Here is a 22,155-nt window from a genome sequence, read left to right as displayed (position 1 = left end):
CCATGGACTGGCTCAGCTACAGCCCGGCGGACCTGGTGCCCCTCTCGCGGGAGACCTGGCTGCGGCTCCTGGCCGACTACAACCAGGCGCACCTCCCCATCGTCGCGCTTGGCATGGCGCTGGGCCTGCTGCTGCTCGGCATCACGGCCCACGCCACCGCCGCCCGGCTGCGTCTCGCATTGGGCTTGCTCGGCGCCTGCTGGCTCTGGATCGCCTGGGCCTTCTTCCATCAGGCCCTGACCCCACTGCTCTGGGCCGCGGACTGGCTCGCCTGGGGTTTCGCCTTGCAGGGCGTGCTGCTGCTCGGCGCGGCGCTCCTGCCGATGGCGCAGGTGGTCGAGCAGCGCTGGCCCCTGTCCCTGGCCTGGTGGCTGCTGGCCATCGCCGTGCTCGGGCTGCCGCTGGCGGGCTTCGCAGCCGGGCGGCCCTGGCAGGCCCTCGGCTGGCTCGGCACCGCACCGGACCCCACCGCCGTCGCGAGCCTCGCCCTCGCCGCCATGGCCCCAGGCCACCGCGCCTGGCTGCTGCTGGCGGCGCCGGCCCTGTGGTGCCTGCTGTCCGCGACGCTGCTGGCCGTCTTCGCCGACCCGCTCTGGTGGCTGCCGCCGGCCGCACTCGCACTGACTGCGGTCAGCCTCGCCCGCCGGCGAGCACAACACCACACCAAATAACGGGGACAATAACGGGGACGGTATATTGAACTTGTCCTTTTTTCAATAACGGGGACGGCATACTGAACTTGTCCTTTTTTCGGATGGGCCGCCACGCCCGGGCGATTGCCGCGGCGTTTGCGCTGCGCTACCGTCCGCCTGGATAACAAGGCAGCGCCGCCCGACGAGCGCGCCGGAATACCAACCACCAATGAGATCGGAGGTGAGCATGCAGGGCCAATCTGCAACTGGGGCAGGTCCGCGCACGGGCGCCTGGCAGGCGGCGCACGACCGCTCGCTCAAGGACCCGGCGGGCTTTTGGGGCGAGGCGGCGGCCGCCATCGACTGGAGCCGACCCTGGAACAAGGTGCTGGAAGACAGCACGGCGCCTTCTTACCGTTGGTTCAGCGGCGCCGAGCTGAACACCTGCCACAACGCCGTGGACCGGCACGTCGCCCAGGGCCGCGGCGATCAGGCCGCCATCATCCACGACAGCCCGGTGACGGGCCGCGTCACCAGCATCAGCTATGCCGAGCTGCAGGACCGCGTCGCCCGCTTCGCCGGTGCGCTTCAGGACCTGGGTGTGGCCAAGGGCGACCGCGTCATTGTCTACATGCCCATGGTGCCGGAGGCGGCCATCGCCATGCTCGCCTGTGCGCGCATCGGCGCCGTGCACTCGGTGGTCTTCGGCGGCTTCTCGGCGCGGGAGCTCGCCACCCGCATCGACGACGCCAAGCCCAAGGTGGTCGTCGCCGGCTCCTGCGGCATCGAGCCGAGCCGCATCGTGCCCTACAAGCCGCTGCTGGACGACGCCATCGCCCAGGCCCGGCACCAGCCGGAGCACTGCGTGATCTTCCAGCGCGAGCAGCAGCCCGCGGAGCTGCTGCCCGGCCGCGATCTGGATTGGCAGGAGATCACGGCCGCCGCGTCGCCCGCCGACTGCGTGCCCGTGGCGGCCACCGATCCCCTCTACATCCTCTACACCTCCGGCACCACCGGGCAGCCCAAGGGCGTGGTGCGTGACAACGGCGGCCACGCCGTGGCCATGACCTGGTCCATGCGCCACGTCTACGGCGTCGAGCCCGGCGAGGTGTTCTGGTCGGCCTCCGACGTCGGCTGGGTCGTCGGCCATTCCTATATCGTCTACGCCCCGCTGCTGCACGGCTGCACCACCGTGCTCTACGAGGGCAAGCCCGTGGGCACGCCGGACGCCGGCGCCTTCTGGCGGGTCATCGAGCAGCACCGCGTGGCCGTCTTGTTCACGGCCCCGACGGCGTTTCGGGCCATCAAGCGCGACGACCCCGATGCCGAGCACCTGGGACGCTACGACACTTCCAGCCTGCGCGCGCTGTTCCTCGCCGGCGAGCGCTGCGACCCGAGTACCCTGGACTGGGCCGGCGAGATCCTGGGCGTGCCGGTGGTGGACCACTGGTGGCAGACCGAGACCGGCTGGGCCATCGCCGCCAACTGTCTGGGCCTGGAGCCGCTCCCCATCAAGTCCGGCTCGCCGACCAAGCCTGTGCCCGGCTACGACGTGCAGGTGCTGGGCGACGACAGCGTGCCCGTGGCGCCGGGCAACATCGGGCGGATCATGATCAGGCTGCCGCTGCCGCCCGGCTGCCTGCCGACGCTCTGGGGCAACGACGAGCGCTTCCGCGCGTCCTACCTCGCCGCCGAGCCCGGCTTTTACCTAAGCGGCGACGCCGGCTACATGGACGAGGACGGCTACCTGTTCGTCATGAGCCGCATCGACGACATCATCAACGTCGCCGGCCACAGGCTCTCCACCGGCGGCATGGAGGCGGTGCTGGCCGCGCATCCGGACGTCGCCGAGTGCGCCGTCGTCGGCGTCGCGGACCAGCTCAAGGGTGAGCTGCCGCTGGGGCTGGTGGTGCTGAAGACCGGCGTCGATCGGCCTAAGGCCGACATCGCCCGTGAGCTGGTGGCGAAGGTGCGGGACGAGATCGGCCCCGTCGCCGCCTTCAAGACCGTGCTGGTGGTCCCAAGGCTGCCCAAGACCCGCTCCGGCAAGATCCTGCGCGGCACCATGAAGCACATCGCCGAGGGCACCGAGTACCGCATGCCGGCCACCATCGACGACCCGGCGATTCTGGAGGAGATCCAGGAAGCACTGGTTGCGGCGGGGTATGCGCGCGCCGGCTGAGGCTTGACGGCACCCAAGCCCCCGCTCACGGTGTTCGGCACTCGGCCGGGGGGGCGGCGATCGCGCCCCTGCGGCGGCCGCAGTGCCGCCCTTCACGGCGACACGGAAAGAGCGCCGGGCTGGCCGAACAGGGCAGGCCCTGTCGTCGCGCCGAGCCGGACCATGCCGGCCGGTCACTCCGCCGGGCGGAGTTGCCGCGAGCCCTACGCGAAGTCCCGTCGGTGGTTGGAGGCGTTCTGCGCGCGCAGCATCGCGCGGAGCAGGGCCTAAGGTGCGATGCCGAACCATGTGACTTGGCGCTGTTGCCGAGCATGGGAGAAGGAACTGCATACTCATGCATCGGCGATCACGTCTGTGTGCCCGCTCCAGTATCGTGCTATCGTGCATTCATCCCGCACGAAAATCGAGGCACCCCATGAACGCGACGTCCGCATCGACTGCGGTGAAGGTCATCGGCAGCAATGGGCAGATCTCGCTGGGAAAGCAGTATGCCGGCCGGCAGGTGCTCGTCGAGGAACAAGAGCCCGGCGTTTGGCTGGTGCGCACCGCGACCGTGGTGCCGGACAACGAGCGCTGGCTGTTACAACCCGAGGCCGCTGCGGAACTTCAGCGCGCCCTCGACTGGGCGCAGGCCAACGCGGCCGATGATGGCAATGTCGATGCGGTTCTGACCCGACTCGCCGACGAGGATGACTGAGGACGCCGGCAAGGTTCGGCTCGACCTCAACAACCCGGTGTTCCAAGACGGCCTGTTCGGTTTACAGAAGCCCGAACGCCTTGCGGCCCTGGAGACCTTGAAGAAGCTCAGGCGCCTCACCTGGAATCAGGTCTACCGCGACGCCGGGCTGAAGTGGGAGAAGATCGCGAGCGTCAGGCCCCCGCCGGGCGTCGGCGCGCTGTATTCCTTGCGCATCAAGAGATCAGGACGCGCAACCGCCTTTCGCGACGGCGACTACCTGCGATTGCTCAGCATCGCCCCCGATCACGACAGCACCTACGGGAAGAAGTAGCCGCGTCTGCCCACAGCAAGCAGGCAGACGCCGCATGGCCGGAACGGCCACAGGAAGTGCTGGCAGCGCGGGGCGTCCGCGGCGTTTGTTGCCGGAACGTCGCCGTATCCGACGTTTGCCGACATCCAGGAGCGCCCCGAGATCACCGACAAAGCCGACAACAACTTGGTCTGCCGTAATGTCATGGCCGTCCGCGTTCACAATGGCAGCTTCGGTGTTGGAGCCGTAGACGTATAGGTCGTCCGTCAGCGTGAGGTCGTCTGCGAGATTCAGCGTGCTGCCTGCACCGGCGACATCGACATCGGCACTGAGGTTGGACGTTGCGACCAGGTTCACTGTGCTGCCGCCCGCTACGGTCAAGCTCTGAGCCGAAAACGCGGCATCGAATGTGACGATTGAGCCATCGTCGGCATACACGCGATCCGCGACGCTGTAGGTGCCTGGGTCGAGCGTTAATGTCGCGTCGCTGATGAACAGGTCGTCGGTCGCCGTAATCTGACCTGAGTTGAGAATCTGTCCCTGCCAGCCGTTCCGCTCCCCGGCGGAGGCCGACACGCTGGAATGGCTTGACGAGGCCGCCGATCGCGATGGCTGGAGCTGATGCGCCGCCGCGCCGCGGCGCGGCGATGCGTGACCGTGGTGCTGCCCCGGAATTACGGCAAGCCGTTGCCGGCGCTGGTCATCCAGTCGGACCTGTTCGACGAGCACCCCTCGGTGACCGTGCTACCCCTCACCACTGACTTGCGGCCCACCCCGCCGTTTCGCATCGACATTGCGCCGAGCGGGGAGAACGGGCTCCGGGCCCCCTCCCAGGTCATGGTTGACAAGCCGCAGGCGGCGCCGCGCGCCAAGAACCGGCAAGCACATCGGCGGCTTGTCGGACTCCGAAATGCTGGCGGTTAATCGCGCGCTGGCGTTGTTCCTGGGCTTTGCCTGACGCAGTCAATCCGTCGCGTCAGGACTCGCGCTAGCGCCGGGTCGCCAGCCACCGCCGTGGCTGATGCTCCACAGAGCATGATCTTGTGGTCATGCGCGCAAGCGTCGCCGATGTCGCGCAAGTGCACGGTGGAGCAGACCGCGGCTCCGTTGAAGGGTCGATGCTCGAATACAGCGGCCAGTCGGGCGGTGCCTGTTCTTGATCCATTTCCACAACTCCGCGATACCGCGTCAGTGCTTCAGCGGCATGAACTGCACCGGTTGCTGCTGGATGTAGTCGTGCTCGAAGTCGAGCTCGATGGCGAAGCCGTCGTCGCCTTCGCGGCGGATCTTGACCTGCTTCAGCTCCGGCAGGCGCACGGCGAGGTAGGTCGTGAAGGCCGCCGCCTGGCTCTCGTTGTCGGCGACGATGGCGTTGGCGAGGTTGGCGGCGATGAACTGGGCCTTCTGCGCCTGGGAGGGCGCCTGCACGCGCGCGCCGTCCAGGTCGATGCCCTCCGTGTCCATGCGCTGGTCCATCTTGTCCAGGTAGGCGCCCTGGTAGTCCGGCAGCTGCTTGCTGCGGTCGAATTCGATCTGGGCGATGTTGTCCAGCAGGACGGCCATAAGTCTCGCCATGTTGCGCGCTCTCCTGTCGTTTCTCCGAGGCCGCCGGCACAACGCCCTGCGGGAGCGGGCGTGCTGGGACGGTGCAAGAAAGCCGTGTCGATGTGGGTTTCTGGGAGCAAACGCAACAGGCAGAGCGACCGAAACGCAGCCGAGCAGGCTGGGGCTCGCTTCGCTCTACCCATGCGACGACGCTGATTACTGGCCACTGGCCACTGGCCACTAGAAGATAGGCACCAGCTTGTGCCCCTGCGTCTGCCAGCCGATGAGCGAGATGAAGCCGTCGGCCACGACGTCCATCTCGGGCAGGATGCTGGCGTTGTCGATGTCGAAGACATCCGTCGCGACGGCGCACACCTCCATGCGCACGCCGCTCTCGTCCAGCTTCTTGACGGACTCGGCGATGGAGGCGAGCTCGTCGCCGTACTCCATGGCGAGCTCGTCCGTGGGCTCGGTGCTCAGGTACTGCACCGTCGGGCCGATGAACACCAGCACCATGTTGGGTGTAACGCCCTGGCGCACCAGGCCGGCGTGGGTGCCGCGGATGATGTCCAGGTAGAAGGCGGTCTTCTTGGGGTTGGTGAAGTCGATGAGGAAGACGCTCTCGGTGGCCTTGACGCCGGCGAGGGCCGCCGAGTCGTCGATGGCGGGCGCGCTCCCCGCAGCGTCTGTTGCATCCCCCGCCTCCTCGGCGAGCGCCGGGAACGCTGCGACGCCGAGCAGCAGGGCCAGGGCAGCGGTCAGAACGGTGGTGGGAAACACCGCCGGGCCGCGGGTGGATCGGGTGCGCTCCGGTTGGTTGGTGGCCTGCGTCGGCTGTGTGGTCATCGCATGTCTCCTGCTGTGGTGAAGCCCCGGCATGTTACGCAAGCCGGCCCTGTGCAACCATCGGCACAGCCCGCCTGAGTCAATGATATTGCCGGCCGGGGTCCACCTTGCCCCGGAACACCCAGTAGACGACGACGGTGTAGACCAGGATCACCGGCAGCACCACGACGCCGGCGCCCCAGAACAGAAACTGAAGCGACGCCTCGGGCGCCGCCGCGTCGCCCAGGGTCAGGTGATAGGGCACCAGCCAGGGCCAGAAGCTGCCGGCGAGCATCAGGTAGGCCGTCAGGAACAGCAGCGCTGCCAGGGCATAGGGCTGCCAGTCCGACCGACGCTCCGCGGCGACGCGGTACAGCTGCCAGGCGGCGAGGCTCGCGATGAGCGGCAGCAGGACCAGCCAGGGCTGCGCCAGCCAGCGGTCGACGACCCGGAAGTCCCCCAGCAGCGTGCCCAGGAACGCCAGTGCGACGACGACGATGACACCCGTCATGAGCCGCGGCAGCCAGGCGAAGGCCCAGTCGCGCAGCTCGCCCTCGGTCTTCAGCACCAGCCAAGCCGCGCCGAGCAGCGCATAACCCAGCACCAACCCGATGCCGCAGAGCAGCGGGAAGGGCGAGATCCAGTCGAAGGGGCCGCCGGCAAAGTCGCGGCCGTCCACCCTGATCCCGGAGACCATGGCGCCGATGGCTGCCCCCTGCACGAAGCTCGCCAGCGTGGAGCCGGCGACGAAGCCGACATCCCAGATCCAGCGCCCGCGGGTGGTCTTGTAGCGGAACTCGAACGCGACGCCGCGCAGGATCAGCGCCACCAGGAGCAGCGCCACCGGCAGGTAGAAGGCGGAGAGAAAAATCGAGTAGACCACCGGAAAGGCGCCGAAGAGCACGGTGCCGACGACGATGAGCCAGGTCTCGTTGCCGTCCCAGACCGGGGCGATGGAGCCCATCATATCCCGGCGCTGGGCTTCGTCCCGGTTCAGGCCGAAGAGGATGCCGACGCCGAGGTCGAAGCCGTCCAGCAGCACGTAGATCAGGATGGAGAGCGCCAGCACGGCGCCCCAGAAGTGTTGCAGATCCATGGGCATGGCTGATGCCTGTTGAGTCAGAGCGGATCGCGGCGCGGGGCGGACGGCGCCGCACCGGGCTGGAAGCCGCTGCCGGCGGCCCCGAGCGGCCGGCTGGGAGTGGCACCTGAGTCTGCTGCCGGCGGCGCTGGGGCTGCGGGTGCACCGGGCTCCGGGTCGGTCTCGTCCAGCCCCGCGCGCAGCAGCCGGTAGATGTAGAACGTGCCGGCGGAGAAGATCAGCGCATACACCGTCACATAAGCCAGCAGTGACACCAGCACCGCCGCGCCGGAGAGGCTCGGCGTGACGGCATCCGCGGTGCGCAGCAGCCCCTGCACCACCCAGGGCTGGCGGCCCACCTCAGCGGTGAGCCAGCCCGCCAGCACCGCGATGAAGCCGCTCGGGAAGTGCAGGAAGACCGCCCACAGGAACCAGCGCGGCAGGCGCTCCGGGTCGCGGAAGCGGCGCTTGGCCATGAGCCGGACGCCGCCCCAGGACAGCGCCAGCATCAGCACCCCGAGCCCGACCATGACCCGGAAGCCGTAGAAGGGGATCAGGAACGGCGGGCGCTCGTCGGCGGGCACGGTGACGATGCCGGGCTCCGCCGCGCTGAAGTTGCCTTTGGTGACGAAGCTGCCGAGATACGGGATGCCGATTTCCCAAAGGTTGCGCTCGGCCTCGGCGTCCGGCCAGGCGAGCAGCAGCAGCCGCGCCGGCTGCTCCGTCTGCCAACGACCCTCCATGGCCGTGAACTTGGCGGGCTGATGCTCGGCGGTGTACTCGCCGTTGAAGTGGCCGACGACCATCTGCGCCGGCGTCAGCACCGCCGCGAGCCCGAGCCCCATGGCCAGCATGGTCCGCGCCGCCTGCAGGTGGCGGTGGCGCAGCAGGTACCAGGCACCGGTGGCGGCCACCGAGAAGGCCGTGGTCAGATAGGCCCCCAGCAGCATGTGCGGGAAGCGCACCCAGAGCACGTCGTTGAACAGAATCTCCCGCCAGTCCGTGGGCACGGTGTCGCCGCTGCCGTTGAGCTCGAAGGCCACGGGCACCTGCATCCAGGTGTTGTTGGCCATGATCCAGAAGGCGGAGAAGGTCGTCCCCAGCGCCACCATCAGCGTGGACGCGAAATAGGCCCAGCGCGGCACCCGGTCGCGCCCGAACAGGAGCACGCCGAAGAAGGTCGCCTCCAGCAGAAAGGCGGTGAAGGACTCGTAGGCCAAGAGCGGCCCCTGGATGGGCCCGGTGCGGGTGGCGAGCTCGCTCCAGTTGGTGCCGAACTGGAAGGCCATGACGATGCCCGACACCACGCCCATGCCGAAGGCCACCGCGAACACCTTGAGCCAGAACGCGAAGAGCCGCCGGTACAGCACATTGCCCGTGGCTAGGTGCAGCCCCTCCAGGGTCGCGAGCCACGCGGCGAGGCCGATGGTGAAGGCCGGAAAGATGATGTGGAAGGACACCGTGAACGCGAACTGCACGCGCGACAGGGTCACCGGGTCGAGGTCCATGGCTGCTCCATGAGGCGTGGTAGGGCGTCGTCGCCGCTTGACCTCGACACTGAGGGAGCATCCCCCCGCCTCAACACCATACCTGGGGCGGGATTGGCCAGCCGGACGCGGGGCTGACGCTGCTGCGGCCCACCCGCCGGCATCGGCTCATGGGCAGGCCCCACAGCCACCGGCCGCCGCACAGCATCCACCGACACCGGAAAGACGTTGACAGCCCGGCGGATCTGCGACATCCTGCGCGGTTTAGTCGCGTGCGGTGACCGACCTGCGTCGTGACCCCGTTTATGCCGGCGCCGGCGCCGGCGCCGGCGCCGTCGCCGATTCGACAGCCTGCACCCCCCAACAGACCACCCGGAGCTCAAGGAAGCATCCATGGCCAACTCTGCACAAGCCCGCAAGCGTGCCCGCCAGGCGGAGAAGCACCGCCAGCGCAACGCCGCCCAGCGCAGCACCCTGCGCACCGCCGTCAAGAAGGTCCTGAAGGCCATCCGCGCCGGCGACAAGACCGCCGCCGCCGAGGCCTACAAGGCCGCCGTGCCGGTCATCGACCGTGCCGCCGGCAAGGGCCTCATCCACGCCAACAAGGCTGCACGCCACAAGAGCCGGCTGAACAAGCACGTCAAGGCGCTCGCCTGAACGGGGTCAGGCTCATAGGGTGGATAGGCGAAGCGCATCCACCAGAGACCCGGGCCATCGCCGTACGCTCGATTTGGGCAGGGCCGCCGCGAAGGGCCGGCACCCAGGCTGCTTGTTGACCGTCACCCATCGACGGCAGGGGTGCGTTGCTGCCCCGCCGCAGCCGCGAAGGACCACCGGAGACCACGCGTGCCGCAGGCATCCCGCACCACCGTCTCCAACCTACTCGCGGCCCTGCCGCAGCCCGAGACCGGCGAGGACTTCCAGACCCTGCTCGATCGCGGCGGCGTGCACATCGAGCGCATCGTCAGCAGCCCGCGGCCCGAGCCGACCCGCTACGACCAGGCCCACGACGAATGGGTGTTGCTCCTGCAAGGGCAGGCCACCCTCGACGTCGCCGGTGAGTCCGTTCGCCTCGGCCCCGGGGATCACCTGCTGATTCCCGCCCACTGCCCTCACCGGGTGCTGAGCACGTCGGACACGCCACGCTGTGTCTGGCTTGCGGTGCACATCCACGCCGCCCAGCCAACACCGGCCACCCCGCCAGCCCCCCCGCTAATCCCCTAGCCGAAGCCGAAGCCGCGCCATGTCCAGCGCTCGCCCGGCGCATCTGTTCATCGCCGCCACCGCCCACGGCTACGGCCATGTGGCGCAGGTGAGCGCTGTCGCACATGGGCTGATCCGGCGCGATCCGGGGCTGCGCATCACCCTCGGCGCCAGCGTCGATCCAGGCTTCGTGCGCGGGCGCATGCCGGCGGGTACCACCCGGCTGGACCTCGCCTTCGACGTGCCCTTGCCCATGGACGGGCCGCTTAAGGTGCTGTGGGAGCAGGGCCTCGCGGCCTACGCAGACTTCGACGCCGACCATGACCGGCACCTGGCCCGACAGCGCGCCCTGCTGGCCGAGCTGCGCCCGGACCTGGTGCTGGCGGACATCCCCTGGCTGCCGCTGACGGCGGCCCGCGGGCTCGGGATTCCCGCCGTCGGGCTCTGCTCGCTCAACTGGCTGGATATCCTCGCCGAGAGCCCCGTCGGCGACCGGCTGCCGGCGGCCCTGGCGGCGCACATGCGCGACGGTTACGCCGGCGCCGAGCTGTTCCTGCGCCCGGCGCCCTCCATGCCCATGGCCTGGCTGCCGAACGCCCACGACATCGGCCCCATCGCAGCGGTGCGCCCGCGGGACCCGGCCGGCCTGCGCCGGCGCCTGGGGGTCGCTGCTGACACACGGCTGGTGCTGATGCAGTTCGGCGGCGCCGGCTCCCTTCAGCCCCCCGCGGACCTGCCACTGCCGCCGAAGACGCTGCTGCTGACCCCGGTGCCGCAGCTCGCCGAGCGCCTGCGGGCACGCCTCATCGGCCCCGCCGCGGGCCCGGACGGGCCAGCGGTGGCGGACGTGCTCGCGTCCTGCGACGCCGTCATCACCAAGCCCGGCTACGGCACCTTCGCCGAGGCCGCCTGCCACGGCGTGCCGGTGCTCTCCGTGCCCCGCGGCGACTGGCCGGAGGAGCCGCACCTGGACCAGTGGATCGCGCGGCAGGTGCCCTTTCGCAGTGTGCCGCTGGCGGACCTCAGCGCCGGCCGCCTCACTGAGCCGCTCGCCGAGCTGCTCGCGGCGGGACCGGTGGCGCCGGTGCCGGCCACCGGCGTGGACGAGACGGTCGAGCTGCTCTGGCCCTGGCTGTCGCGCGGCACCTGAGCGGCGACTGCGCTGTCGCGGCCCCAGTCAGGGCTGGGTCCCGCGCAATGGCGCGACGATGCCACCATCGCAGGACAGCCCTTGCCCTGACGCAGATCCCACGAGCCCAAGCCCATGACAGACGACCTCCAGATCAGCCGCGTCTGCGGTGCCGCGCTCGACGACGCGATCCCGGACCTCGCGGCACTGCGCATCCGCGTCTTCCGCGACTATCCCTACCTCTACGACGGCGACGCCGACTACGAGGCCAAATACCTCGCCACCTATGCGCAGGCCCGCGGCAGCGTCGTGGTGCTGGTGCGCGATGGCGAGCGCATCGTGGGCGCCTCCACCGCCCTGCCGCTGGTGGAGGAAACCGACGAGGTGCAGGCACCCTTCACCGCCGCCGGCTACGACCCGGCCCGGGTGTTCTACCTGGGGGAATCCGTGCTCTTGCCCGAGTACCGCGGCCGCGGCATCGGCGTGCGCTTCTTCGACGAGCGCGAAGACCATGCCCGGGCGCTCGCCGCAGACCCCGCGAGCGGCTTCGGGCCGTTCGACTGGCTCACGTTCTGCGCCGTGGAGCGCACCGCCGACCACCCCCGCCGCCCGCCCGGCTATGTGCCGCTGGACCGCTTCTGGCAGCACCGCGGCTACAGCCGGCACCCACAGCTGCGCACCACATTCAGCTGGCAGGAGATCGGCGAGACGGCAGAGACGCCGAAGCCGATGGTGTTTTGGCTGAAGCCGGCTCTGCCGGCAATCGGGTCGGATCAATCGATTGGCAACATGCGCAGGCGTGCTGATGCGACGTCATAAGTGAGGATGGCGCCCGCCATGAGCGGCGCCTCATGGCTCGACAGCAACGCGCTGAGCTTGGCGAGATAGGTCTTGCGCCCAAATCTGCACGACGCTCGGACCCGACGCCCGGGTTGCTGCCAGGATGGCGCTGAAGTCCAGGTCGTTGGTGATCACGACACGTTGATTGGCGCGCGCCCAAAGCATGATCGCCGCGTCGCTGGCATCGACCGGGCCGACTGAGGACCAGTGCAACGCGTCCCATCCCGCCGCGGTCAAGGCCTGCGCCAACGCCGGTGACAAGTTCATGTCCAGCAACAGCTTCATCCACCGATGGCGACGTCCGTTTCCTCTGCGCGCCAAGCCGCGTAGCTGAGCGCCTGGTCGATGTCCTCGGGCTCCAAATACGGATAAAGTGCAAGGATCTCCGCGCGCTCGTGGCCGCTCGCCACCATGCCGACGATCATGCCGACGGTCACCCGCATGCCGCGGATGCAGGGCTTGCCGCCCATCACGGCCGGATCGAATGTGATCCGGTCCAATCGTTGCAGTTCCATGGTGAGCTCCGGTGCTGTATGGCTGTCCCCACTAACCCAGCAGACAGCGTGCGCCGACCGCGTACGGTTGCGGCGAGCTGTGCACTGCCGCGCGTGCGGGCAGTCTGTGCCGCCGTAGGCTGCTGGGTCAATCGCCCCGGGGCATACCCAACGCCGACCGCGGCACCCAGCACCCATGGAAGCCGATGGGCACCGCATGCGGCAGCGGTGCCATGGCCTGGATCTCCAGGTCTTGAGCCCGCAGCACCACCAGGTCGGTTCGGCCCTGATCGGCGCGGAACACCAGCGACAGCAGCCAGCCTTCGTCCTCACCGTGGCCCGGCACCAGTATGGGCTCGCCGGTGAGATCGAGGCCGAAGTCCCGAGTGGTGAGCTGGCCCGTCTCCGTGTCCAGGCGATGGATGGACGTGAGGTAGGGCGCGCGGCGCTCGGGCGGTGCGCCGACGCCGTAGAGGATGCGCCGCGGCGTGCCCAGCGGCGCCGGGGCGCTGATGGGCAGCTCGAAGGCGTGGGGCGCTCCATCGGCGCCCAGGCTCAGGCGCTCGCAGCTGTGCCTGGCCGGGTCCAGCACCAGGCGCTCCAGGCGCGGCATGGCGCCGTCCGGCGGAGCGCGGAACAGGTCCGTGAAGTCGTCGAAGTCCGGGTAGAGCCCGTAGCGGATCACGTCCAGCACCAGCCTGCCGTCATCCTCGTCGAAGGCCTGGGCGACGTGGAAGACGAAGCCGGGCGGCCCCGTCAGCACCGCCGGTCGGCCGGCGCCCGGCTCCCGCGGCAGCAGCAGGGCCTGCATGGGGCGCTCGGTGGCGATTTTGAGCGAGCCGACGGCGGTCTTCAGGCCGAACACCGCTTTCGGCACGTCGAAATCTGCATGCGGCAGCAGGAAGCAGAGCCACTTGCGGCTGACGGCGAAGTCGTGGACGAAGCTGAAGCGCTCGAGCCCCTGCTCGCGCGGCTCGTCCATGCGGCCGTCGGCGTCCACCCGGTACAGCATGAGCCGGTTCGGGGAGCCGGACACGAGGCCGAAGTTGTAGAGGTCGCCCGTGTCGTCGTCACAGTGCGGATGGGCGGAGAAGGGCAGCAGCGGCGCCAGCCGACGGGACAGGCCGCCGAAGGGGTTGTCGAGCCGGCCACCGAAGTCCTCCAGCCCCAGGGTGGCGAGGGTGTCCGGGTCCAGCCGGTGCGGCGGTCCACCCTCCCAGAGCGCGAGCAAGCGGCCCGCGTGCCAGCGCACGCTGGTGTTGGCGGCGTTCTTGAAGCGCATCTGGAAGAAGTTACCGAAGAGCCCGCCCGGCAGGTTGGTGCCGAATGCGCGGTGCAGCATGCGCCCGGCGCGCTCTTCTTCCAGGTACTCGCGGGTGCGCACGAAGCGGTTGGTGTAGCGCACCGCACCGCCCTGGATGTCCAGCCTGGTGATGTGGCCGTCACCGTCGAAGGGGTGGCGGTAGCGCTGCCCGCCGCGCTCGAAGCGGCCCGGACCGTTGCGCAAGTGCAGCCCGTCGATGGCCGCGGGCAGGGTGCCGGTGACCGGGAGCGGCACGTCGGTGTGCTCCTCGGCGACCGTGGTGGTGGCCTGCGCCAGCACGCGCAGCATGTCGGCGCTGGCGAGATCCATGGGAGCGGCGAGATCCTGGGGCATGACGGCTGCCTTCACTGCGTTTGAGATCTGCGGAGGTTTTTGGGGGTAGCATGCCCAAAACCCAGGGGTTGGCGATCGCCCAGGATGGGCTTGCGCAACGTAGTGACCGATACGCCCAGTATCACCGCGTCCCGCCCCAACCAAGGCCGCGCCTCGCCCTTCGCGTCTTCACATCTTCACCTGACGCTGCCCCTTCGCGTCTTCGCGTGAACCTCTAACTTCGCGTCGCCCTAAGCGTCTTCGCGTGAACCTCTACACTTCGCGTCGCCCTAAGCGTCTTCGCGTGAACCAGTCCTCTTGGCCTCTCCCATCGCGCAACCGCATGCGCCCCGCCGCAACAACCGGCAGCAGCAGGCACCCCATCAGTCCTTCTTCAGCAGGTCCGCGAGCCCATCGAAGGGCCGGTGCGTGGTACTGCTGGCCTTCGACTGCGAGCCGCCGGTATCGTTCGCATCCGGATCCCGACCGGCGGCGATGGCGGCGATGCGCTCTTCGAACTTCTGGTGCTCGTTGTCGTGACAGTACAGGCACAAGAGCTCCCAGTTGCTGCCGTCCGGTGGGTTGTTGTCGTGGTCCATGTCCTTGTGGTGGACGGTGAGCTCGCGCAGGTTGCTGCGCTCGAAGCTGCGCCCGCAGCGCCCGCACACCCAGGGGTAGAGCTTCAGTGCCTGCTCGCGGTAGCCCGCGGCGCGCGCGTCGCTGGCGCGGCGGGCGGAGGCGACAATACGGTCGAGCTTGGCGGTGTCGATGGCGCGGCCGCTGCGGCCGTGGCGGGGTGGGTCTTTCTGGCTCATTTGGACGGCCCTCAAGGTGATCGAGGCTCTTGACTGTGCTGCGCGGCCCTGGGGAAGTGTGAAGTTTGAAGTGTGAAGGACGCAACCGCAGCAGTCGTCCCGCGCGCTGACAGTGACAGGTCCGTCCCTTGGTCAGCCTGTGCTCCCGCAACACGCGTGACGCCGGGCGCAACCCGCTCAGCCCCCCTTTATCAAGCTTCGCACTTCAAACTTCAAACTTTCTTCCCGGTATCCTGATGGGCGCTCGTTCCAGCCCAGAACCGCACAACCCAGCATGACGACTCATCAACGCCGCCTCTGGTCCGGCTCCGTCGCCCGCCCGGCGCGGGAGTTTGCGACGACGCCGCTCGACCCCTCCCACGGCGCGGTCCCCGCCGGGCTGCGCGGCACCCTGTACCGCAACGGGCCGGCACGGCTGGAGCGGGGCGGCATGCGCGTGGGGCACTGGTTCGATGGTGACGGCGCGGTGCTGCGGGTGCGCTTCGACGACGGCGCCGCGGAGGCGACGTATCGCTACGTCCAGTCCGACGGCTTCCGCCACGAGGCCGCACAGGACAAGCTCCTCTACGGCAACTACGGCATGACCGCGCCCGGTCCGCTCTGGAGCCATTGGCGCCGCCCGCTCAAGAACGCCGCCAATACCTCGGTCATCGCGCTTACGGACCGGCTCCTGACCCTTTGGGAGGGCGGCGGGCCGCATGCGCTGGACCTGGAGACGCTCGCCACCCTGGGGCTCACGGACCTCGCGGGTCCCGCCGGCCGGCTGGAATCCGGCGAACCCTTCTCGGCGCACCCCAAACAGGACCCGGCGACGGGCGAGCTCTACAACTTCGGCGTCGCGATCCCCGGCCCCAAGGCCCGGCTGATGCTCTACCGCTGTGACCGCCGCGGCCGGCTGCTCACCAAGGGACGTTACGACCTGGACGGCGTGCCGCTGATCCACGACTGGATCATGGCCGGCCCGTATCTGGTGTTTCTGGTGCCGCCGGTGCGCATCTCGGTGCTGCCGGTGCTGCTCGGGCTCAAGCCCTATGCCGAGGCCATGCGCTGGCGCCCGGAGCTCGGCACCCAGATCCTGGTCTTCGATCGCCGCACACTGGAGCTGGTGGCCCGGGACGAGACCGAGCCCTTTTACCAATGGCACTTCGGCAACGGCGCCTGCGAGGACAACGGATGGGTGGTGCTGGACCACGCGCGCTACCCCGACTTCAGCACCAACCAGCACCTGCGGGAAGTGGCCAGCGGCCGCACCACCACGCCCGCCGAGGCGACGCTCTGGCGCATGACCCTGGACCCGCAGACAGCACGCGTCGAAGCGCATGCGCAGATGAGTCCGCGCTCGGTGGAGTTCACCATGGTGCCGCCCGCGCAGGTCGGCCGTGCCTGGCAGCGCACCTACATGGCCGCGCACCGCAGCCGCACCGACACCACCGCCGAGCGCTACGACACCCTCGCCTGCTACGACCACGCCGCCGACCGGCTCACCGAGGCGGACCTGGGCGACGGGCGCTACCCATCGGAGCCCGTGGTGGTGCCGGACGCCGAGGACCCGGACCGGCTCTGGCTGCTCAGCGTCATCTACGACGGCAACGCGGATGCCGGCGAGGTCTGGATCTTCGATGCCGCCGCGCTCGCCGACGGGCCGGCCTGCGTGCTGACGCTGCCGGACGTGGTGCCGCTCAGCTTCCATGGCTGCTGGCGACCGGCGCCATGAGACCCGATGCACAACGCGGACGGCGGTCCGCAGCCGTAGGGTAGATCAGCGAATCACATCCACCGCGGGCCGACACGGCGGATGCGCTTATCCGCCCTACCGACCCAGCCGCGCTGCCGACTCCCGCTCATCAGCCCCCAGCCCCCAGCCCCCAGCCCCCAGCCCTCAGCCCTCCCCCGCATGGACCTGCTGAACACCCTCTTCCAGTCAGCCCCCTGGGGACCGCTGCGCTTCGGTCTGCATGTCGTGTTCCTGCTCGCGGCGGCCTTCGTGCTGAGGCAGATGCAGGACCTGCGCGCGGTGGTGGGGCTCAAGCATCTGGCCAAGCCCCGGGCGGGCTTCGCCGCGGCGGGCCTGGTGGCGGTGCTCGGCTTCGCCGCGGTGCTCGCCTACCAGGCCACCTGGCAGCTCTCCGGCACGGCGCGGCCCGACCTCATCGCCTTCATGCAGCTGCACGACCGCCGCCAGTTCAACCCGGCGCACTGGATCGAGCGCGGACGCATTCTGGACGTCGCCGGCACGGTGCTCGCCGAGAGCCGCGTGGTGCAGACGGACGCCGGGCCGACGGCGCAGCGCCACTACCCCTTCGGCCCGGACTTCGCGCACGTGGTGGGCTATGCGGACCCGCGCTTCGGCACCTCCGGCGTCGAGGCCGCCGCCAACATCCAGCTGAACGGCGGCAAGCCGGATTCGCTGAAGGACTGGGGCGAGCTCGGCCGGCAGATCCTGACCCAGGGCAAGCGCCCCAAGGGCAACAACGTCACCCTGACGCTGGATGCGGCGCTGCAGCGGCTCGCGGTGGAGCGCCTCGGCGAGCGCGCCGGCGCCGTGGTGATGCTGCGCCCGCAGGACGGCGCACTGCGGGTGCTGGCGAGCACGCCGTCGTTCGATCCGAACCGCATCGACGCCGACCTCTTCCTGCACGCAGACCCGCGGGCGCGGCTGCTGAACCGCGCCACCGCTGGACTCTATCCGCCCGGGTCCACCTTCAAGGTGGTGCTGGCCGCCGACGCGCTGGACCGCGGCTTCAGCGCCCGCATCCACTGCCCGGCGGACGGCTGGACCACCTCCGGGCACTATCGCAAGATCCGTGACCACGAGTACTACGAGGCCCGCCGCGCCGGGCGCAGCTGGCGCGGGCATGGGCGCATCGGGCTCACCACCGCGCTGGTGGAATCGTCCAACGTCTTCTTCGCCCAGCTCGGGGTCTACCTGGGCCACGAAGCCTTCCGCGCCACCACCGAGCGGTTCCTGTTCAACAGCCGCATCAGCATCGGCGCCGGTGACAGCCGCCGGCAGTTCCTGCGCACCGGGCGCATCCCGACCATCCCCAGCTCCGACCGCTACGGGCTCGCCCAGGCGTCCATCGGCCAGGGCAAGGTCCTGGCCACACCGGCACAGATGGCCCTCATCGCCGCCGCCATCGCCAACGACGGCGTCGCCGTGCGCCCGCGGCTGGTCGGCGGCGAGCAGCCGGTCGCGGCCGGCCGCTTCATGCAGTCGGGCACGGCGGCAAAGCTCAGGTCCATGCTGCGCCAGGCGGTGGCCGAGGGCACCGGCCGCGGCATCGAGACCCCGGGGCTCGCCATCGCCGGCAAGACCGGCACCGCCGAGAACCCCTTCGGTGCGCCGCACAGCTGGTTCATCGGCTTCGCCCCGGCGGAGCGCCCCCGGCTCGCCTTCGCCGTGCTGGTGGAGCACGGCGGCTACGGCTCCACCGCCGCCGCGCCCATCGCCCGGGACCTGCTGCTGCTGGCGAAGCAGCGTGGGCACCTGCCATGAGCCTTGGCAGGTATCCACCGCTGTGGCCGCGCAGCCTGGATGGAGCGGCAGCGGAATCCAGGAAGGGGCTCAGCGATACCGACACCGCAAGCGGTGATGCAAGCCCCGGATCCCGCTTCGCTGCATCCGGGCTGCGGCTGACCCGGTCGCGCTCGTGACACCGCTCCCGCGGCGTCACGCATCCCCGGGGCGCTCCCGCGCCCCATACACCCCGGGACCAAGCACGACCGCATCCAATCGACCCACGACACATCGCCAGTTCGCAACACCCCTGAGCTGCACATGGCCAAACCCGCCCGCCCCGAGACCCTCGCCGAGCGCTGGGATGCCCGCGCACCGGAGCGCCGGCTGCTGCTGTGGGTGCTCTTCGCCATCGGCGCCGGCTTCCTGATGGTGCTGGGTGCTCTGCCCAAGGACGGCATCGCCGTGCGCTGGACCGATCTGGTGCCACCGCTGGGGTTCGCACTTGCCTTCTGCGCGGCGCATCTCCTCTTCGTCGCCGCCGGCTTCCGCGGCGATCAACTGCTGCTGGCGCTGGTGGCCTTCCTCGCCGGCATCGGGCTCCTGGCCCAGTTCCGCATGGGCGTCTATGCCGGCGCGGGGCTCACGCTCGCGCACCTGCTGCTGCCGGCGGGGGTCATGCTGCTGGCGCTGCTGGCGGTGGCGCTGATGGACGGGCGCTACCGACCGCTGGCAGCCGGCATGTGGTTTTGGGCCGTACTGTCGCTCGCCATCCTGATCTTCGTGCTCACGACGGGGCAGCGCTTCCGCGGTGCGGTCTATGGCGCCGGCTTCATCACGCCGACGGAAGGGCTCAAGCTGACAGTGGTGCTGTTCGCGGCGGCCTGGATCGACCGCCACGCCAAGGCGCTGGCCAAGTGGCACACACCCATTCCCTTCCCACCCCTGCGTGCCCACTGGCCACTGGCGCTGTTCGCGACACTGCTGCTCGGGCTGCTGCTGGTGCAGCGGGACCTGGGGCTGGTGCTGATCCTGGGCCTCGCGCTGCTGCTCCAGCTCACCGCCGGCACCAAGCGCGTCGGCTACCTCGTCTATGGCGCGCTCGCCGCCGGTGCCGCCGGCTACGCCGTGCTCCAGCTCTTCAGCCACGGCCAGCGCCGCGTCGCCAGCTGGCTCGACCCCTTCGCCGACCCCACCGGCGCCGGCTGGCAGGTGCTCCAGGGACTCTCCGGCATGTACGCCGGCGGGCTCTGGGGCGAGGGCTTCAGCCAGGCGCGCCCGCGCTACGCGCCCATCGCCGAGTCCGACTTCATCTACGCCGTGGTGGCCGAGGAGCTGGGCTTCATCGGCAGCGCCCTGCTGCTCGTCTTCTTCGCGCTGCTCTGCTGGCGGCTCATCCTCATCGCCGCCCGCGCCAAGTCCCCCTTCGGCATGCTCACGGCGACGGGCATCGCCAGCGTCTTCACAGTCCAGACCCTGCTCAACGTCGGCGGCGTCACCAAGGCCATCCCCATCACCGGCGTCACCCTGCCCTTCATCAGCCAGGGCGGCAGCAGCCTGCTGGTCACCTGCCTGGCGCTGGGGCTGGTGCTGGCCATCTCCGACGGGGAGCCGAAGCCTTTGAAAAAGAAAACGGCGCCAGCGCGCACCGCCTCGACTCGGCGCAGGCGTGCGTCGGCTGCCTAGTGCAGCACTGCGAATGTCTTGCCACCGCGCGCCGTACTGGATGCCTGTGCGCTGATTGCCGTCATCCGGTCGGGGACACCCGCGGCCCACAACAGCAAATGCGTATCCAGTAACAGCTTTTTCCGGAGAACTGCCGCTGGCGCAACTGTACCGCCGACAAGGACTGCCAGCCGCGGACCCCAGCCACCGGCATCATCGCCCACGTCAACAACACCGTCTGCCCGTGGCTCAAGGACCTGCCGCTGAAAGGCCACCCCGCCGCCAAGTGGTCCGCGCGGGCTTCGCCCACGCGAACAACTTAATGAAATCGGGCACCGTCCAACGCGCTCGATTGACAACCCTCTGAGCGGCTGCCAACCTCCCAACATCACAGCCAAACGCCTGTTGTTGTACCGCCAGCGGCTGACGAACAGTCTGTTCAAAGAAGTCGTCGTCTGGCGGCTACCGCAACCCTTGCCCGGAAGCCCGCACCCCTTCAAATGCCGTTTGGCGTTGGTTCATCAAGGCCGATGCGTGCTGCGTTACGACAACGAGCACGGAAAGGGTGATCACAAGCACATCGGTGACCAGGAGCAACCATTTGCCTTTGTCACACTTCCACAACTGCTCGTCGATTTCGACCGCGATATCCACCGCTGGAGGACCGCTCATGCAGACACTGATCATTGAAGTCGCCAGCGAAGAGGAAGCCCTCGCACAAGCCATTGCGACCGTCGAATCGAACCAGCCTCAGCCACCCCGTTACCTCTTCGATAGTGACGAGGCCTTGCTGAACACGCTCACAGGTAACCGCTTTGCCATCCTCAAGGCCCTCTGCGGCTCTGGCGCCATTAGCATTGGCGAGCTTGCGCGACGCGTCAAGCGAGATCCAACCGAGGTACAGGCCGACGCGGAGCGACTTAGCGCAATCGGCCTGATCGACAAGACTGAAACCGGGGATCTGCATTTCCCTTACGCCGGGCTGCATTTGGAACTGGATTGGCGCTCCGCTGCTTGAACCCAAGGACTGCGACATAGCCTTGGTCATCAGGTCATCAGTCCCTCCATCGGCGTGGGAGCACCGTCCTCGGCGCGATTGGCGGCCAGTCGCGACAAGAACAAGGCTGCTCCCACTGCAGGAGCCGCCTGATCAATGTTATGGTCAATGCCAAGACATCCTTGCTTGCCACTAAGCATTGGTCACCAGGAGTAAGCCAAGCTCGGGCGCGCGGCACGCCTTCTTGACAGACGCCACGACCTCGCCCTGTGCGACCTTTAGCTCCTTTCCCTTACCCCCTGGTTTCACACCCGGCAAAATCATGAAGCTGAAGCTATGCACGACGCCCTGACCGGTTAAGCCTGAACCCGCGCCAACGCAAGGCCTTGCAGCAACTTCGCCGCGCCGACTGCCTCACCAAGGCCGACTACATGGTCCTCGCTGAGGTCAGCTGCGCCACTGCCAAACGCGACGTCGACGACCTCGCCTACCGCGGCCTCGTCGAGCCCCGCGGCAGCGGGCGCGGCGCCAACTACGTGGCCGGCGGGGAACGGCTCAACAATGGCTCAAACGGGTCAGGCGACGGTGGCGCCGAGCGCTGAGGAACGGCTCGGAAATGGCTCAATCGGCTCACGAGTCGTTCCGCGCATCTGGCAGCTGGACAGACTGAGACTATGATGTGGCATCTGCGACTCTATCGCTCCATGAGCAACCCATCTGTTCCATGGCTTGGGGGTTTGCCAAAACATTGGAGTTGCCGGCCACACCACAACAGCAGATGCGTATCCAGCAACAGCTTCTCTCGCAGGCATCGCTGTTGAACAACGTCGCAATCCCCTGTTCACCCATGCGATCGAAGTCGTCTGGAACCCTGATCTCACCGCGCAGGAAGCCAAGCCGCCGGACCCGCCCAGGCTCCGGTGCCTCCAAATGGACGACCTTCACCAATGGCTTGCCTGCCTTCGCGATGACAAAGGGCTCACCGCGAGCCGCCTGCTCGATCAGTCGCGAGAGGTGCGTCTTGGCCTCGTGGATATTGACACGCTGCGTCGTGCTACCTTCTTCAACTAAGTTATGTGAGTCTCGTTTTATCCGGCGATCCTGGCAATGTTGCCCGCCCGGTGGCCGTGAGGCGGGTGCTGGACAGCAGTGGGTGCTCGTCGCCGTTGGCGTCGACT

Annotated in this window: 24 protein-coding genes and 1 pseudogene; 15 read left to right on the top strand and 10 right to left on the bottom strand. The window is 68.9% G+C overall.

Features of this window, described 5'->3' with window-relative positions; all coding sequences use genetic code 11:
• Window positions 1-2: 2 nt before the first annotated feature.
• From QZ607_RS02485 to QZ607_RS02470, 4 genes are all read left to right on the top strand, one after another.
• On the top strand, window positions 3-671 hold the full coding sequence (locus QZ607_RS02485) for a DUF6064 family protein (RefSeq protein WP_295879274.1): 669 nt from the start codon (window positions 3-5) through the stop codon (window positions 669-671).
• A gap of 208 nt (window positions 672-879) precedes the next feature.
• Window positions 880-2,814 (top strand): propionyl-CoA synthetase, encoded by a 1,935-nt coding sequence (locus tag QZ607_RS02480; RefSeq protein WP_295879272.1) that lies wholly within the window; start codon window positions 880-882, stop codon window positions 2,812-2,814.
• Window positions 2,815-3,229: 415 nt separating this feature from the next.
• A complete protein-coding gene (locus QZ607_RS02475; RefSeq protein ID WP_295879271.1) occupies window positions 3,230-3,511 on the top strand; it encodes a hypothetical protein in 282 nt (93 codons plus the stop codon).
• A complete protein-coding gene (locus tag QZ607_RS02470; RefSeq protein WP_295879269.1) occupies window positions 3,504-3,824 on the top strand; it encodes a hypothetical protein in 321 nt (106 codons plus the stop codon). The genes QZ607_RS02475 and QZ607_RS02470 overlap by 8 nt, the downstream gene beginning before the upstream one ends.
• On the opposite strand, the gene QZ607_RS02465 is transcribed toward QZ607_RS02470, so the two are convergent.
• Window positions 3,735-4,532: a hypothetical protein gene (locus QZ607_RS02465; protein ID WP_295879350.1), complete on the bottom strand. Its 798-nt coding sequence runs from the start codon at window positions 4,530-4,532 to the stop codon at window positions 3,735-3,737. The genes QZ607_RS02470 and QZ607_RS02465 overlap by 90 nt on opposite strands.
• Between QZ607_RS02465 and QZ607_RS02460 the strand changes: the two genes are divergently transcribed.
• The gene (locus QZ607_RS02460; protein WP_295879266.1) at window positions 4,425-4,727 is read left to right on the top strand and encodes a type II toxin-antitoxin system PemK/MazF family toxin; all 303 of its coding nucleotides are present in this window, start codon (window positions 4,425-4,427) and stop codon (window positions 4,725-4,727) included. The genes QZ607_RS02465 and QZ607_RS02460 overlap by 108 nt on opposite strands.
• Window positions 4,728-4,991: 264 nt before the next feature.
• Here the strand turns inward: QZ607_RS02460 and QZ607_RS02455 are convergent, their stop codons facing one another.
• From QZ607_RS02455 to QZ607_RS02440, 4 genes are all read right to left on the bottom strand, one after another.
• A complete protein-coding gene (locus QZ607_RS02455) occupies window positions 4,992-5,378 on the bottom strand; it encodes a hypothetical protein (protein WP_295879262.1) in 387 nt (128 codons plus the stop codon).
• 210 nt (window positions 5,379-5,588) lie between these two features.
• Window positions 5,589-6,194 (bottom strand): DsrE family protein, encoded by a 606-nt coding sequence (locus QZ607_RS02450; RefSeq protein WP_295879260.1) that lies wholly within the window; start codon window positions 6,192-6,194, stop codon window positions 5,589-5,591.
• Window positions 6,195-6,273: 79 nt separating this feature from the next.
• Window positions 6,274-7,269 carry a cytochrome d ubiquinol oxidase subunit II gene (cydB, locus tag QZ607_RS02445; protein ID WP_295879259.1) on the bottom strand — a complete coding sequence of 332 codons (996 nt, stop codon included), beginning with the start codon at window positions 7,267-7,269 and terminating at the stop codon, window positions 6,274-6,276.
• 23 nt (window positions 7,270-7,292) lie between these two features.
• Entirely contained in the window at window positions 7,293-8,762 is a 1,470-nt protein-coding gene (locus tag QZ607_RS02440; protein ID WP_295879256.1) for a cytochrome ubiquinol oxidase subunit I, read from the bottom strand.
• 372 nt (window positions 8,763-9,134) lie between these two features.
• On the opposite strand from QZ607_RS02440, the gene rpsT reads away from it, so the two are divergent.
• The 4 genes from rpsT to QZ607_RS02420 all read left to right on the top strand — a co-directional run bounded on the left by rpsT (window position 9,135) and on the right by QZ607_RS02420 (window position 11,892).
• Window positions 9,135-9,398 carry a 30S ribosomal protein S20 gene (rpsT, locus tag QZ607_RS02435; protein WP_295879255.1) on the top strand — a complete coding sequence of 88 codons (264 nt, stop codon included), beginning with the start codon at window positions 9,135-9,137 and terminating at the stop codon, window positions 9,396-9,398.
• Window positions 9,399-9,587: 189 nt separating this feature from the next.
• Complete coding sequence (locus tag QZ607_RS02430; RefSeq protein ID WP_295879252.1) at window positions 9,588-9,965, top strand: cupin domain-containing protein; 378 nt, start codon at window positions 9,588-9,590, stop codon at window positions 9,963-9,965.
• A gap of 19 nt (window positions 9,966-9,984) precedes the next feature.
• Window positions 9,985-11,094, top strand: coding sequence for a hypothetical protein (locus tag QZ607_RS02425; protein WP_295879251.1), 1,110 nt, complete (start codon window positions 9,985-9,987; stop codon window positions 11,092-11,094).
• A gap of 114 nt (window positions 11,095-11,208) precedes the next feature.
• The gene (locus QZ607_RS02420) at window positions 11,209-11,892 is read left to right on the top strand and encodes a GNAT family N-acetyltransferase (protein WP_295879249.1); all 684 of its coding nucleotides are present in this window, start codon (window positions 11,209-11,211) and stop codon (window positions 11,890-11,892) included.
• Window positions 11,893-11,922: 30 nt separating this feature from the next.
• Here the strand turns inward: QZ607_RS02420 and QZ607_RS02415 are convergent, their stop codons facing one another.
• From QZ607_RS02415 to QZ607_RS02400, 4 genes are all read right to left on the bottom strand, one after another.
• The gene (locus tag QZ607_RS02415; protein WP_295879244.1) at window positions 11,923-12,198 is read right to left on the bottom strand and encodes a DUF5615 family PIN-like protein; all 276 of its coding nucleotides are present in this window, start codon (window positions 12,196-12,198) and stop codon (window positions 11,923-11,925) included.
• Window positions 12,195-12,422, bottom strand: a complete 228-nt coding sequence (locus tag QZ607_RS02410; protein ID WP_295879348.1) for a DUF433 domain-containing protein — start codon at window positions 12,420-12,422, stop codon at window positions 12,195-12,197. Before QZ607_RS02410 ends, QZ607_RS02415 begins: the two co-directional genes overlap by 4 nt.
• A 133-nt stretch (window positions 12,423-12,555) precedes the next feature.
• Window positions 12,556-14,064 (bottom strand): carotenoid oxygenase family protein, encoded by a 1,509-nt coding sequence (locus tag QZ607_RS02405; RefSeq protein WP_295879242.1) that lies wholly within the window; start codon window positions 14,062-14,064, stop codon window positions 12,556-12,558.
• 362 nt (window positions 14,065-14,426) lie between these two features.
• Window positions 14,427-14,858 (bottom strand): YajD family HNH nuclease, encoded by a 432-nt coding sequence (locus tag QZ607_RS02400; protein ID WP_295879241.1) that lies wholly within the window; start codon window positions 14,856-14,858, stop codon window positions 14,427-14,429.
• A 274-nt stretch (window positions 14,859-15,132) separates the two neighbouring features.
• Here QZ607_RS02400 and QZ607_RS02395 point away from each other — a divergent pair, with 274 nt between their 5' ends.
• From QZ607_RS02395 to QZ607_RS02370, 6 genes are all read left to right on the top strand, one after another.
• A complete protein-coding gene (locus QZ607_RS02395; protein WP_295879239.1) occupies window positions 15,133-16,572 on the top strand; it encodes a carotenoid oxygenase family protein in 1,440 nt (479 codons plus the stop codon).
• Window positions 16,573-16,752: 180 nt separating this feature from the next.
• A complete protein-coding gene (locus QZ607_RS02390) occupies window positions 16,753-18,354 on the top strand; it encodes a penicillin-binding protein 2 (protein ID WP_295879236.1) in 1,602 nt (533 codons plus the stop codon).
• 282 nt (window positions 18,355-18,636) lie between these two features.
• Window positions 18,637-20,001, top strand: a complete 1,365-nt coding sequence (locus QZ607_RS02385) for an FtsW/RodA/SpoVE family cell cycle protein (protein ID WP_295879234.1) — start codon at window positions 18,637-18,639, stop codon at window positions 19,999-20,001.
• A 384-nt stretch (window positions 20,002-20,385) separates the two neighbouring features.
• Window positions 20,386-20,670, top strand: coding sequence for a DUF6516 family protein (locus QZ607_RS02380; protein WP_367268141.1), 285 nt, complete (start codon window positions 20,386-20,388; stop codon window positions 20,668-20,670).
• Complete coding sequence (locus QZ607_RS02375) at window positions 20,651-20,998, top strand: transcriptional regulator (RefSeq protein ID WP_295879229.1); 348 nt, start codon at window positions 20,651-20,653, stop codon at window positions 20,996-20,998. The genes QZ607_RS02380 and QZ607_RS02375 overlap by 20 nt, the downstream gene beginning before the upstream one ends.
• Before the next feature lie 365 nt (window positions 20,999-21,363).
• Window positions 21,364-21,579 (top strand): hypothetical protein, encoded by a 216-nt coding sequence (locus QZ607_RS02370; RefSeq protein WP_295879226.1) that lies wholly within the window; start codon window positions 21,364-21,366, stop codon window positions 21,577-21,579.
• Between the two features lie 229 nt (window positions 21,580-21,808).
• Here QZ607_RS02370 and QZ607_RS02365 read toward each other — a convergent pair.
• Window positions 21,809-22,069: pseudogene (locus QZ607_RS02365) on the bottom strand (type II toxin-antitoxin system Phd/YefM family antitoxin); the annotation flags it as partial.
• Window positions 22,070-22,155 lie beyond the last annotated feature (86 nt).

The sequence above is a fragment of the uncultured Thiohalocapsa sp. genome, assembly GCF_913063425.1.
Classification (GTDB): Bacteria; Pseudomonadota; Gammaproteobacteria; order Chromatiales; family Chromatiaceae; genus Thiohalocapsa.
The sequence above is the reverse complement of the archived record's forward strand: the minus strand, read 5'-3'. Positions and strand labels throughout refer to the sequence as shown.